Below are 12,107 nucleotides of genomic sequence, written 5' to 3'. Positions count from 1 at the left end.
TCGAGCAGGCCGCGAGGCCGACGACGAGGAAGCCCGCGGTAGCGAGGCCGAAGACGGACTTGGTGAGATTGCGCATGGGATGTCCTTCGCTGTGTGGAACGGGGATCCGCCCGGTACCCCCGGGCGACACAGGGACTTCGGCGCGGTCGGAGAACGGGTTGGGGTCGGTTCTGCTTTCCCAGGGGAAGGCCAGGTTGGCGCGCGGATCCCCCGGGATCACGCGGATCGACGAACCACGCCATCGAGTCGGCCCCTTGACTTCCGACTGTCGCCGATATATCGTCGCTACATCGCGACAGCACGCCGCGACCCCCGACATCACCTGACCGGAAGGAGCGCTCATGCGCATCCACGACCACGACGACCACCTGTCGTCCCCCTCCTCCGCCGAGGTCCCCGCCGACCGCCACGAGCCCCGCATGCAGCACCACCGCGGCGGGCGCCCGCGGATCATGCCGGGCCACCCGCTCGCCCGCGGGTTCCGCCCGGGCGACGGCCCCGGCTTCCCCGGGTTCCCGGGCTTCCCCGGCATGGGGGGCATGGGCGGCTTCGGCGGCCCCGGCTTCGGCCCGGGCCGCGGACGCGGCGGACGGGGTCGCGCCCGCCGCGGCGACGTCCGTCTCGCGATCCTGTCCCTGCTCGCCGACGCGCCCTCGAACGGCTACGGCCTCATCACCGGCATCGCCGCGAAGACCGAGGGCGCCTGGCGGCCGAGCCCCGGATCCGTCTACCCGACGCTCCAGCAGCTCGTCGACGAGGACCTCATCGTCGCCGAGGAGACCGGCGCGAAGAGCGTCTACTCCCTCACCGACCAGGGCCGCGCCCACGTCGAGGAGAACAAGGACGAGATCGACGCCGCCTGGGCCGCCACCACCGACAAGTCCGAGGGCGAGGACGCGTTCCAGACGAGCCTCATGAAGCTCATGGGCGTGGTGAAGCCCCTCATGCACGACGCCACCGACGCCCAGCGCCAGGCCGCGGCGGCGAAGCTCGACGAGACGCGGCGCGCGCTGTACGCGATCCTCGCCGACTGATCCGCGTCGGCCGCTGGGCCCGGCACGACGACGGCCCCCGCCGATGCGGGGGCCGTCGTCGTGCGTGCGGGGTGGGATCAGCGGGTCGCCGCTCCCGTGTCGAGGTCGTCGCCGGCCTCGAGGTCGGGACCGTCCGACTCGGTGATGTCGATGCCGAGGCCGCCGTCGGCGTCCTCGTCGTCGGCGACCGGGTCGTCGTCGAGCGGCACGACGCGCTCGGCGTCGATGGCCTCCGACGCGTCGCGGGCGTCGGCCCCGACGAGCTCCTCCTCGTCGACGCCCGTGTCGTCCAGGTCGCGGTCGGCGGGATCGCGGGGGTTCTCGATGTCGCTCACGGTGCTCTCCTTCGCTGGTCGATGCGGCGCGCTCGCGCCGTGCATCGACGGTACGCGCCCGGGCTCCTCGCGTGCTGGCCGGCTGGAGGCGGACGCCGGCCAGACGCCCGTTCGGCTCAGCCGGCGCTGACGCTGATGCGGTGCCAGCCCGTCGCGCCGTCGGGGGCGGGCGGCGCCTCGTCCGAGGTCTGGGTCGCGCCCGTGGTGTCGGTGGCGCGGACCTCGACGCTGTGGGATCCGCTCGTCGCGTCCCACGCGTACGACCACTGCCGCCACGTGTCGGTGCCCACGCCGTCGCCCAGGTCCGCCTCGACCCAGTCGCCCTCGTCGACGCGCACCTCCACCTTCTGGATGCCGGTGTGCTGCGCCCAGGCCATGCCGGCGATCGCGGTGCGTCCCACATCCACGCGCGCGCCGGAGCGCGGGGTGTCGATGCGGGAGCCGGTCTTGATGGGGCCGCGCTCGGTCCAGCCGCGCGTCGACCAGTACGCGACGTCCTCGGCGAAGGTCGTGACCTTGAGCTCGGTGACCCACTTGGTCGCGGAGACGTAGCCGTAGAGCCCGGGCACGACCATGCGCACCGGGAAGCCGTGCTGCTGCGGCAGGGGCTCGCCGTTCATGCCGACCGCGAGGATCGACGCGCGCTCGGGATCCGTGAGCGCCTCGAGGGGCGTGCTCGCGGTCCAGCCGTCCTGGCTCGTGGAGAGCACCATGTCGGCACCCGCGGTCGGCTTCGCGCGCTCGAGCAGCAGCCGGATGGGGTAGCCGAGCCACAGCGCGTTGCCGATCAGGTTCCCGCCGACCTCGTTCGAGACGCACGTGAGGGTGGTCACGTGCTCCTCGAGGGGCAGGGCGAGCAGCTCGGCGAACGTGATCTCGACCTCCTGCTCGACCATGCCGGTGATGCGCAGCTTCCAGGAGGCCGCGTCGACCGACGGCACCTGCAGCGCGGTGTCGATGCGGTAGAAGTCGCTCGCGGGGGTGAGGAAGGGCGCGAGTCCGGGCACGCCGAGCTCCGCGGACGCGGGGATCGCGGCGGCGGGCGTCGCGGCGCGCGGGAGCACGAGCGTGCGGCGGAAGTCGTCCACGCGGGCGGCGGCGGCGTTGAGGCCGCGGGCCACGGATCCGGCGACGACGGACGCGACGCCCGCCACCACCGTCATGAGGAGGAAGGTGCGGCGCTCGACGCGCGCACCGGCACCCGGGATGAGCGGGGCGCGCGCGGCCGGACGGGCGATGCCGCGCACGGGCTCCGCGACCGCGGCCGACGCCGACGCCGAGCGGTCCGCCGCGTCCCGCCAGTCGCGGAGGCGGTCGGCGCCGCGGTGGAGGATGAAGACGCCCGCGATCATGCCGACGATCGTGGGGATCGCTGCGGCGCCCGTGGCCCCGGCGCGCGTGGTCGCCGCGAGCACGGCGACGCCGGCGAACAGGGCGATCACCACCACGCCGAGCGGCGGGCGGCGCACCTGCAGGACCCCGGCGAGCGCGGCGGCGGTGAGCACCACCACCCCGAGCACGACGATCAGCGCGACCTTGTCGCCCGTGCCGAACAGGGCGATCACCGTGTCCTTGACGCCCGCGGGCACGAGGTCGATGACGAGGGCGCCGACCGCGAGCACGGGGCTCGCCGCCGGGGCCACGACGGCCGCGGCGATCTCGGCGACGGCCAGCACGGCGAGCGCCGCCACCACGCCGAGGAACGCGGACCACCAGCGGAGGGCCGCGCGGGTCACGGGGCGACCGGCTTGCTGTAGGGGAGGATCACGTCGAAGCGGCAGCCGCCCTCGATGTTATGGACGGTGACGTCGCCGTCGTGCGCACGCACGATGCCGCGGACGATCGCGAGGCCGAGGCCCGCGCCGCCGCCGCCCGAGGCGTAGCCGCCGTCGTGCGTGCCCTCGGCCTGCACGGCCGGGTCCGGGGGCGTGGCCTCGACGGGCGCGGCCGGGAAGTCCGGGCCGAGCGCGGCCTTCGCGGCGGCGCTCTTCCCGTAGGCGCGCGGGGTGCGGGATCCGGTCGAGCGCCACCCCGCGTCGAACACGCGCGGCAGGTCGGCCTCGGGGATGCCGCCCGCGGTGTCCTCGACCGAGAGGACGGCCAGGTTGCCGGAGTCGCGGTGCGCGGAGATGACGATGCGGCCGCCCGGGAGCGACTGCTGGATGGCGTTCATCACGAGGTTGCCGACGACGCGCGAGAGCTCCCGCGGATCGCCCTGCACCACGAGGTCGTCGTGCGCGGTCTCGCCGCGAAGGTCGACCTGGCGGGCCTGGGCGACGGGCCCCAGCTCGGCGACGGTGTCGCTCACGACGTCGTAGAGGGAGACGCGCTCGACGGCGAGCTCGAGGCTGCCCGAGTTGATGCGGGACAGCTCGAACAGGTCGTCGACCATGCCGTTGAGGCGGTTCGCCTGCACGCGGATCTGGCGGAAGTAGCGGTGCTCGTCGTCGACCATGCCGTCCTCGAGGGACTCCGCCATGGCGCGGATCCCCGCGAGCGGCGTGCGCAGGTCGTGCGACATCCACGCGATGAGCTCGCGGCGGCTGCGCTCCTGCGCCTCCATCCGGTCGCGGGCGTCGGCGAGGCGGCGGTTGGCGGCGCTGAGCTCGCGCGCGAGCTGCGCGAACTCGGTGCTGGTGGGGCGGCCGGGCTCCACGGCGGCCTCCTCGCCCATGGACGCGGCGTAGCGGCCGAGCTCGCGGCTGCCGCGCACGAGGGTCATGCCGAGCATCGCGGCCATGACGAGCGAGACGAGCGCGGAGACGGCGGCGACGGAGAGGAACGCGGTGAGGCCGGCGTCGTCGACGAGCATGCTCGCGGTGACGGCGACCATGCCGCCCACGACCGAGAGCACCGCGGCGAGCGCGACCACGCAGATCTGGAGGACGAGCGAGCGGCGGCGGAGGGCGCGCAGCAGGACGCTGGCGCCGAGGCCGACGACCGCGGCGCAGACGAGCGCGGTCAGGACGACGACGAGGAAGGAGTCGGCGGTCACGCGTCGCCTCCGGCGGGCGGGGCGGGCGGCGTCGACCGCGACGCGGATCCGGCCTCGGCCTCGTCGGCGGGCGAAGGCGCGGGCGCGGCGGTCGGCGGCTCCGCGGGTGCCGCGGCGTCCGGGTCGAAGCGGTAGCCCACGCCCCACACGGTGCCGAGGAGCACGGGGTGCGCGGGGTCCGCCTCGATCTTCTCCCGGAGGCGCCGCACGTGCACGGTGACGGTGGAGAGGTCGCCGATCTCCCAGCCCCACACCTGGCGCAGCAGGTCGTCGCGCCCGAAGACGCGGCGCGGGTTCCGGAGCAGGAAGGCGAGCAGATCGAACTCGCGGGAGGTGAGCGACAGCATGACGCCCTCCTGGTGGATCTCGCGCGCGCCGAGGTCGAGCACGAACGGCCCCGCCACGAACGGCGGCTCCGGCACGGCCTCGGGCACGGTGCGGCGGAGCACGGCGCGGACGCGCAGCACGAGCTCGCGCGGGGAGAAGGGCTTGGCGAGGTAGTCGTCGGCGCCGGCGTCGAGGCCGTTGACGCGGTCCTCGCCCTGGCCGAGCGCGGTGAGCATCACGACGGGGACGGGCGACTCGGGGTGGTGGGCCCGGATCCGGCGGCACACCTCGAGGCCGTCGAGGCCGGGGAGCATGCGGTCGAGCACGACGAGGTCGGGCATGCGCTCGGTGGCGACGCGCACGGCCTCCAGGCCGTCGGCGACCGTCTCCACCTGGAAGCCCGAGGCCTTGAGGTAGCGGCACACGACCTCGTTGACGGTGGGGTCGTCCTCGACCACGAGGATGCGGCGGCCGCGCAGCGGGTCCGGCCGCGTCGGATCGGGCCGCGCGGCGTCGGGGCGCCCGGCGTCGGCGCGCGCGGGATCGTAGGTGGGGCTCACCCGGTCAGACTATGCGCGGTCCCTGGCGGGGACCCGCGCGGTGTCCGGCTTGCGAGCGAGCCGTCACCCCTCATCCCGCGCGGCGGGGCACGTGGCGGCGGGTCGCAGGCGGCGCCTCCTAGGCTCGACGGATGACGCCAGCTCTCGTGGACGTGGTCCTCCCCTGCCTCGACGAGGAGGAGGCCCTGCCCTGGGTCCTCTCCCGCCTGCCCGAGGGCTACCGCGCGATCGTCGTCGACAACGGATCCACCGACCGCTCCGCCGAGGTCGCCCGCGCCCACGGCGCCCTCGTGGTGGCGGAGTCGCGCCGCGGCTTCGGGGCGGCGGCGCACGCGGGCCTCGAGGCCGCGACCGCGCCGCTCGTGGCGTTCTGCGACGCCGACGCGTCCATGGATCCGGCGCTCCTCCCCCGCGTCGTCGACCCGGTCCGCGACGGCGAGCGCGACCTCGTGCTCGGCCGCCGCGTCCCGTCGGCGCGCGGCGCGTGGCCGCTGCACGCGCGGATCGCGAACCTCGAGCTGGCCCGGCGGCTGCGGCGGATCACGGGCGTGCCGCTGCACGACCTCGGCCCCATGCGCTGCGGGCGGCGCACGGAGCTGCTCGCCCTCGGGATCCTCGACCGGCGCAGCGGCTATCCGCTGGAGATGCTGCTGCGGGCATCCGCGGCGAAGTGGCGCATCCTGGAGGTGGAGATGCCGTACGCACCGCGCGTGGGGCGGTCCAAGGTGACCGGCACCGTGCGCGGGACCGTCACGGCCGTGCGCGACATGTCGCGCGTGCTGGCCGAGGCGCGAGCGGCGGCCGCCAGCGCCGACCGCACCCCGGGAGGAACCGCGTGACCGCCGTCGTCGTGATCGCCAAGGAGTGCATCCCCGGCCGCGTGAAGACGCGCCTGCACCCGCCCTTCACCCTCGAGGAGGCCGCCGAGCTCGCGTCCGCCGCCCTCGCCGACACGCTCGCCGCCGTCGACGACGCGGCCCCCGCGCGCCGCGTCCTCCTCTTCGACGGCACCACGCCGCCCGCCGAGGCCGCCGGCTACGACGTGATCCCGCAGGTGGCCGGCGACCTCGACGAACGGCTCGCCGCCATGTTCGACGCGCTCGACGGGCCCGTCCTCCTCGTCGGGATGGACACGCCGCAGCTCACCGCGGATCTGATCCGCCCCGTGCTCGACTCCTGGGCGGACGGCGCGCGCGGCCCCGACGCCTGGTTCGGCCCCGCGAACGACGGCGGCTTCTGGGCGCTCGGCCTCCGGGATCCGGACGGCGCGCTCGTCCGCGGCGTGCCCATGTCGCGCGACGACACCGGCGCGGTGCAGCTGTCGCGCCTCATCGACGCCGGGCTCGACGTGGCGATGCTGCCCGAGCTCACCGACGTGGACACGGTCGACGACGCCAGGGAGGCGGCCGGGGCGGCGCCCGCCCATCGCTTCGCCGCCGTGCTCCGAACCCTGGACATCGGCGCGAGCACCCGCGCCGCCACCACCGCACCCGCTACATCGCAGAGGGACCCCTCATGAGCCTGGCCGTCGACCACCCCGAGGACCGCGCCTCCGCGCGCGTCCGCACCTTCGGATCCGGTGGCGGCGAGCCCTACGCCCGGGCCCTCCGGGCCTCCGGCGAGGTCCTGTTCCTGTCGCTCGCAGCGGACGACGACAGCGCGGAGGTCATGGACATCAGCCGCTGGAGCGCCGACGCCGACGCCGTGGACGCGAGCCTCCTCGCCGACGCCGCCGGCCCCGTGCTCGACATCGGCTGCGGCCCCGGCCGCATGGTCCGCGCCGCGATGGACGCCGGGCTCGGCGCCCTGGGGATCGACGTCTCCCCCACCGTCGTCGAGATGGCCGCGGGGCTCGGCCTCCCCGTCCTCCACCGCTCGGTCTTCGAGCGCCTGCCCCGCGAGGGCGGCTGGGGCACCCTCCTCCTCCTCGACGGCAACATCGGCATCGGCGGCGACGCGGCCGCGCTCCTCGCGCGCTGCGGCGACCTCCTCGACGACCAGGGCGCGCTCGTGGTCGAGACCCACCCGGATCCCGCCCGCGACCGCACCTTCGAGTGCACGGTCGAGGACGGCCAGGGCCACGCGAGCGACCCGTTCCCGTGGGCCCAGGTCGGCCGCGACGCCGTCGCGCGCATGGCGGACGACGCGGGCCTCGACCTCGTTCAGTGCTGGGAGACCGAGGGCCGGTCCTTCTGCCGCCTCGTGCGCGCGTAGAGCGCCGCGACCCAGGCCGTCGCCACCGCGGTGGCGACCCACATGAGCGCGAGGCGCGGCGCGTAGTCGGCGATGAGGATCGTCGGGTTGTCGTTGCCGATGGCCCGTGCGCGGATCTCGGGGACGACCACCAGGGTCATCACCGCCATCACGACGACGCCGGCCTGCACGATCACGAGCGAGCCGGGCGGGAGGCGTCGCCCGGCCCGGCGGATCACGAGGCTCGCGACGAACACGACGGGCGACAGGATCGCGTCGTGCACCAGGATCGCCAGGAGCAGGAACACGGCGACGCCCACGACCTGGTCGGTGCGCTGGGAGTCGAGCAGCACGAGCGCGCCGACGACGAGGCCGACCAGCCCCACGGCGATGAGCGCGATGCGGGCGGCGAGCACGCCGCGCGCCGCCGGGATGCGGGTGCCGGTCATCACATGACCTCCAGGGTCGAGAGCCACTTGGTCTGCAGCACGCCGGGTCGCCCGGGCGCGATCATCCGCGCCGGGTAGCCGTGCTGGATGTCGAGGGGCGCGCCGTCGAGCTCGAGCGCCACGAGGGTGAGCGGGTCGCGCACGTACTCGGGGCCCATCTCGGTGCGCCGGAAGCCGCCGCTCTGCTCGAGGCTCGTGACGCGGAGGCGCGCGCCCGCGTCGGCGCCGACCTGGTCCATCAGGTCCATGAGCCGGACGCCGCGCCACGTCGCCGACTGGCTCCAGCCCTCGACGCACGAGATGGGGAGCGTCGCGGTGACGAGCCCCATGCCGCGGAGGTCGTCCATCGTGAAGGCGCGGGACGCGGATCCGTTCGACACGGTGAGCGTCCACCCGGCGTCCATGGCGGTCTTCGTGACCCCGGCGGCCTCGGCCGTGCGGTTGACGGGCAGCCCCTGCGGGCCGCTGCCCATGACGCGCGGGCCGAAGGCGTTGAACGGGGCGAGGATCCGGAACGACTGCCCGGCGGTGAGGCCCACGACCGCGGCGACGGACGCGCCGACCGCCACGAGGAAGCCGCGACGGGCGACCGGGGCGGGCGCGACGGGCGTGGCGTCGATCCAGGCGAGCACGCGGCCGGTGACCCCGCGGGGTGCGCGGGCGGGCGCGCTGTCGCCGGACGCGTCCTCGTCCTCGACCTCGTCCTCGACGATGGGCGACTCGTCCGCCTGCCCGCGCCGCCAGTGCCCGGCGATGGCGGGGAGCTTCACGCCGATGTGGATCGCGAGCGATCCGATCACGACGAACGCCAGCGCGAAGTGCGTCTGCCGGAAGTAGAAGGGGAACGGCACCCACTGGAACGTGTTGAGGAGGCCCATCGTCACCTCGAGCAGCGACGCCCCGACGAACACGGCGATGGACGCGCGCTCCAGGAACGAGACGACCCCGGTGACCGGCGGGTACGTGAGCAGCTCGGGGAAGACGATCCAGAGCTTGGCGAGCAGCAGCGGCACGCACGCGATGCCGGCCGTGATGTGGATCCCCTGCGTCACCCGGTAGAGCGACACGGGCGCGGTCGGGAAGCGCATCCACGGCAGCGGGTCCTGGAGGAAGTGGCTGTAGAGGCCCGTCGTGAAGCACACGAGGAAGGCGAGTCCGAGGAGGCGGCCGATCACGACCGCCAGGCGGGTCGTGCGCGCGGGCGATGCGAGCCGCCGCCTGGCCTCGTGCATCAGCGTCCGCATGGGGATCGTCCTTCGTCCGGGGAACGGCGGGTCGGGGCCGGTCGGCGGCCGTCCGGCCGCGCGCCGCCATGATGGAGTGTGCGCACCGCCCTCACCGCCCTCGTCCTCGCCGTCATGGCCGCGCTCACCGGGTGGTCGGTGGTCGCGTTCGATCTGTTCGGCGATGCCGACGACGAGGCGTTCTTCCGTCGCGAGGGTGCCGCGCCGCTGTTCTGGCTCGTGGTCGTCATCTGGGTGGTGTTCGGAGCGGCGGTCCTCCTGGTGCGGAAGCTGCCGGCCCGATCCGCCGTTGCGCTCATCATCCTCGGATCCGTGGGGCTCGGGGCCGTCGCCATGGCCGGACCGCCGAACACCAGCACCGACTCCGCGCGATATGCGTGGGACGGGATCGTGCAGAACGCGGGCGAGTCGCCCTACCGGTACACGCCGGCCGACCCCGAGCTGCGCGACCTCCGACCCGACTGGCTCTATCCGAAGACCGTCGTCGGGTCGGACGGCGCCGCCACCTGCGAGGGGAAGCGGATCATGGGCGTCCGCGAGGAGGAGACGCACGAGCCGATGTGCACCGCGCTCAACCGCCCCAAGGTGCCCACGATCTACCCGCCGATGGCCGAGCTGTTCTTCGCCGGCGTGCGCGCGGTCGTCCCCGTGACCGCCGAGTACTGGGCGTTCCAGGCCGCCGGGCTCCTGATGATGACGGCCGTGACGCTCCTGCTCGTCCGCGCGCTGCGGAAGCGCGGGAAGCCCGTGTGGTGGGCGGCGCTCTGGGCGTGGTGCCCGCTCGTGGCGAGCGAGGTGGTCACGAACTCCCACGTCGACGCGCTCGGGGCCCTGCTCGCGCTCGCGGCGTCGCTGCTGGTCGCCGGCGGGATGCGGTGGCGCGGCGGCATCGCGCTCGGCGCGGCCATCGCGACGAAGCTCATCCCGGTCATCGCGGCGCCGGCGCTGCTCCGCCGGCAGCCGTGGAAGGTGATCACCGCGGCCGTCGTCACGTTCGCCCTGCTCTACGTGCCGTACGTGCTCAGCACGGGGATCGCCGTGCTCGGCTACCTCCCCGGCTACCTGCAGGAGGAGGGCTACGACGACGGCGGGCGGTTCCCGCTCGTGGAGCTCGTCGTGCCCGGGCGGTACGGGCTGATCGCGGTCGCGCTGATCCTCGCGGTGACCGCCGGCCTCGTCTGGTGGAAGACGGACCCGGCGGATCCCTGGCTCGGCCAGGTCGTGATGATCGGCGTCACGCTGCTCGCCGTCAGCCCGCGCTACCCGTGGTACGCGCTGCTGCTCATCCCGTTCATCGCGATGACCGGCCGCGGCGAGTGGTTCGCGGTGGTGGGCGCGCTCGCGCTGCGGATGTTCGCGCCGGACGAGTGGGCGTGGCAGATCGCGCTCGTGGCGGCTGTCGTGGTCGTCGTGGCCGGCTCGCTCGTGCGGCTCGGGCCGGACGGGCGCGCGCGGCTCGTGCCGGCGTCGGTCCGACGGCGGTGGGTCGGCAGGCACGGCGACCGGGCCGGCGCCGGTGGTCCGCCGAGTCCCTAGGACGCGGGCGGATCCGGCCGGGGTCGGCACCGCTCGGGCGCGCGCGTAGCCTGGGGGCATGAGCACCTCGCTGGGGATGCCGGCGATGCCGCGTCCCGCCGCCGCTCCGGGCCCCGCCCGGCCCGACGATCCGGCGCTCCTCGACCCCTTCGGCCGCCGCGCGACCGACCTCCGCATCTCGCTCACGGACCGCTGCAACCTGCGCTGCACGTACTGCATGCCGGCCGAGGGACTCCCGTTCACGCCCGACCGGCAGGCGCTGCAGCTCGACGAGATCGAGCGGCTCGTGCGCATCGGCACGCGCGACCTCGGCGTCCGCCAGGTGCGGTTCACGGGCGGCGAGCCGCTGCTGCGCCGCGACCTCATCGAGATCATCGCCGCGTGCGCCGCGATCCCCGACCGGCCGGAGATCTCGCTCACGACCAACGCGATCGGGCTCGCGTCGCGCGCGCAGGCGCTGAAGGACGCGGGGCTCGACCGGATCAACGTGTCGCTCGACTCCGTGCACGCCGAGACGTTCCGGCTCATCACGCGCCGCCCGTTCCTCGACCGCGTGCTCGACGGCATCGACGCCGCCGCGGCCGCGGGGCTCGCGCCGATCAAGATCAACGCGGTGCTCGTGCGCGGCGTCAACGACGACCAGGCGGCGGACCTCCTCGAGTGGGCGGTCGCGGGCGGCCACCAGCTGCGCTTCATCGAGCAGATGCCGCTCGACGCCGACCACGCGTGGGACCGGGCCGAGATGATCACGGCCGCCGAGATCCGCGCCCACCTCTCCGAGCGCTTCACGCTCGTGCCCGACGAGGAGCCGCGCGACGGATCCCCCGCCGAGCTCTGGCGCGTGCACTCGCGCGAGGGCGGCGCCGGCACCGCGATGCTCGGCCGCGTGGGCGTCATCGCGAGCGTCACCGAGCCGTTCTGCGCCGACTGCCGCCGCACGCGCCTCACCGCGTCGGGCGGCGTGCGCAGCTGCCTGTTCTCGCACACCGAGACCGACCTGCTCGCGCCCCTGCGCGCCGGTGCGAGCGATGCCGAGATCGCCGACCTCTGGCGCGGCGCCATGTGGGCGAAGCCGAAGGGCCACGGCATGGACGACGCCGACTTCATCCAGCCCGCCCGTTCGATGAGCGCGATCGGCGGCTGACGTGATCGTCCCCGTGGAGCTCTTCGCCGCCGCCGCCGCCGCGCTCGGCCGCACGACCGACGAGCTCGAGCTGCCCGACGGCGCCGCGCTCGGCGACCTGATGGACGCGCTCGGGTCCCGTGCCGCCGCGACCGAGGACCCCGCGAACGCCGCCGCCGTCCTCGACCGCTGCACCTACCTCGTCGAGGGCGTGGCGACCACGGATCGCGACGCGCCCCTCACCGCGGGCAGCGCGGTGGACGTGCTGCCGCCGTTCTCGGGCGGCTGATCAGGCGCCACCCGCCCCGGGA

The 12,107-nt window shown here is 74.9% G+C and carries 13 protein-coding genes and 1 pseudogene; 7 read left to right on the top strand and 7 right to left on the bottom strand.

The features are described 5' to 3' along the window. A pseudogene (locus ITJ40_RS17160) lies at positions 1-343 on the bottom strand (hypothetical protein); the annotation flags it as partial. Here ITJ40_RS17160 and ITJ40_RS16080 point away from each other — a divergent pair. Then, positions 342-1,034, top strand: coding sequence for a PadR family transcriptional regulator (locus ITJ40_RS16080; protein ID WP_194668020.1), 693 nt, complete (start codon positions 342-344; stop codon positions 1,032-1,034). The pseudogene ITJ40_RS17160 and the gene ITJ40_RS16080 overlap by 2 nt on opposite strands. Before the next feature lie 77 nt (positions 1,035-1,111). Here the strand turns inward: ITJ40_RS16080 and ITJ40_RS16075 are convergent, their stop codons facing one another. From ITJ40_RS16075 to ITJ40_RS16060, 4 genes are all read right to left on the bottom strand, one after another. Beyond that, positions 1,112-1,369: a hypothetical protein gene (locus ITJ40_RS16075; protein ID WP_194668019.1), complete on the bottom strand. Its 258-nt coding sequence runs from the start codon at positions 1,367-1,369 to the stop codon at positions 1,112-1,114. 116 nt (positions 1,370-1,485) lie between these two features. Continuing rightward, positions 1,486-3,105, bottom strand: a complete 1,620-nt coding sequence (locus ITJ40_RS16070; protein ID WP_194668018.1) for a molybdopterin-dependent oxidoreductase — start codon at positions 3,103-3,105, stop codon at positions 1,486-1,488. Then, a complete protein-coding gene (locus ITJ40_RS16065) occupies positions 3,102-4,364 on the bottom strand; it encodes a HAMP domain-containing sensor histidine kinase (RefSeq protein ID WP_194668017.1) in 1,263 nt (420 codons plus the stop codon). Before ITJ40_RS16065 ends, ITJ40_RS16070 begins: the two co-directional genes overlap by 4 nt. Continuing rightward, positions 4,361-5,251: a response regulator transcription factor gene (locus tag ITJ40_RS16060; RefSeq protein WP_194668016.1), complete on the bottom strand. Its 891-nt coding sequence runs from the start codon at positions 5,249-5,251 to the stop codon at positions 4,361-4,363. The genes ITJ40_RS16065 and ITJ40_RS16060 overlap by 4 nt, the downstream gene beginning before the upstream one ends. 131 nt (positions 5,252-5,382) lie before the next feature. Here ITJ40_RS16060 and ITJ40_RS16055 point away from each other — a divergent pair, with 131 nt between their 5' ends. Genes ITJ40_RS16055 through ITJ40_RS16045 form a run of 3 tightly spaced genes read left to right on the top strand, consistent with a single transcriptional unit; the run spans position 5,383 to position 7,465 of the window. Further along, entirely contained in the window at positions 5,383-6,090 is a 708-nt protein-coding gene (locus ITJ40_RS16055; RefSeq protein WP_194668015.1) for a glycosyltransferase family 2 protein, read from the top strand. Next, positions 6,087-6,770: a DUF2064 domain-containing protein gene (locus ITJ40_RS16050; protein WP_194668014.1), complete on the top strand. Its 684-nt coding sequence runs from the start codon at positions 6,087-6,089 to the stop codon at positions 6,768-6,770. Before ITJ40_RS16055 ends, ITJ40_RS16050 begins: the two co-directional genes overlap by 4 nt. Next, positions 6,767-7,465 (top strand): bifunctional 2-polyprenyl-6-hydroxyphenol methylase/3-demethylubiquinol 3-O-methyltransferase UbiG, encoded by a 699-nt coding sequence (locus tag ITJ40_RS16045; RefSeq protein WP_194668013.1) that lies wholly within the window; start codon positions 6,767-6,769, stop codon positions 7,463-7,465. Before ITJ40_RS16050 ends, ITJ40_RS16045 begins: the two co-directional genes overlap by 4 nt. On the opposite strand, the gene ITJ40_RS16040 is transcribed toward ITJ40_RS16045, so the two are convergent. Together ITJ40_RS16040 and ITJ40_RS16035 are read right to left on the bottom strand one after the other, a co-directional pair. After that, complete coding sequence (locus ITJ40_RS16040; protein ID WP_194668012.1) at positions 7,414-7,893, bottom strand: hypothetical protein; 480 nt, start codon at positions 7,891-7,893, stop codon at positions 7,414-7,416. The genes ITJ40_RS16045 and ITJ40_RS16040 overlap by 52 nt on opposite strands. Further along, positions 7,893-9,137, bottom strand: a complete 1,245-nt coding sequence (locus ITJ40_RS16035; protein ID WP_194668011.1) for a molybdopterin-dependent oxidoreductase — start codon at positions 9,135-9,137, stop codon at positions 7,893-7,895. Before ITJ40_RS16035 ends, ITJ40_RS16040 begins: the two co-directional genes overlap by 1 nt. Before the next feature lie 78 nt (positions 9,138-9,215). On the opposite strand from ITJ40_RS16035, the gene ITJ40_RS16030 reads away from it, so the two are divergent. Genes ITJ40_RS16030 through ITJ40_RS16020 form a run of 3 tightly spaced genes read left to right on the top strand, consistent with a single transcriptional unit; the run spans position 9,216 to position 12,085 of the window. After that, on the top strand, positions 9,216-10,673 hold the full coding sequence (locus ITJ40_RS16030) for a glycosyltransferase family 87 protein (protein WP_194668010.1): 1,458 nt from the start codon (positions 9,216-9,218) through the stop codon (positions 10,671-10,673). A 58-nt stretch (positions 10,674-10,731) separates the two neighbouring features. Further along, positions 10,732-11,817 (top strand): GTP 3',8-cyclase MoaA, encoded by a 1,086-nt coding sequence (gene moaA, locus ITJ40_RS16025; protein ID WP_370532074.1) that lies wholly within the window; start codon positions 10,732-10,734, stop codon positions 11,815-11,817. 1 nt (position 11,818) lies between these two features. Further along, complete coding sequence (locus tag ITJ40_RS16020; RefSeq protein WP_194668009.1) at positions 11,819-12,085, top strand: MoaD/ThiS family protein; 267 nt, start codon at positions 11,819-11,821, stop codon at positions 12,083-12,085. The last annotated feature ends 22 nt before the right edge of the window (positions 12,086-12,107 follow it).

The organism is Clavibacter sp. VKM Ac-2872 (assembly GCF_015351105.1).
Lineage (GTDB): Bacteria > Actinomycetota > Actinomycetes > Actinomycetales > Microbacteriaceae > Clavibacter.
The sequence above is the reverse complement of the archived record's forward strand: the minus strand, read 5'-3'. Positions and strand labels throughout refer to the sequence as shown.

What these genes read in the sequence shown, in the direction of transcription:
- ITJ40_RS16080 (WP_194668020.1), top strand. Translation starts at nt 342, where the DNA reads ATGCGCATCCACGACCACGACGACCACCTGTCGTCCCCCTCCTCCGCC.
- ITJ40_RS16055 (WP_194668015.1), top strand. Translation starts at nt 5,383, where the DNA reads ATGACGCCAGCTCTCGTGGACGTGGTCCTCCCCTGCCTCGACGAGGAG.
- ITJ40_RS16045 (WP_194668013.1), top strand. Translation starts at nt 6,767, where the DNA reads ATGAGCCTGGCCGTCGACCACCCCGAGGACCGCGCCTCCGCGCGCGTC.
- ITJ40_RS16040 (WP_194668012.1), bottom strand. Translation starts at nt 7,893, where the DNA reads ATGACCGGCACCCGCATCCCGGCGGCGCGCGGCGTGCTCGCCGCCCGC.
- ITJ40_RS16035 (WP_194668011.1), bottom strand. Translation starts at nt 9,137, where the DNA reads ATGCGGACGCTGATGCACGAGGCCAGGCGGCGGCTCGCATCGCCCGCG.
- moaA (WP_370532074.1), top strand. Translation starts at nt 10,732, where the DNA reads ATGAGCACCTCGCTGGGGATGCCGGCGATGCCGCGTCCCGCCGCCGCT.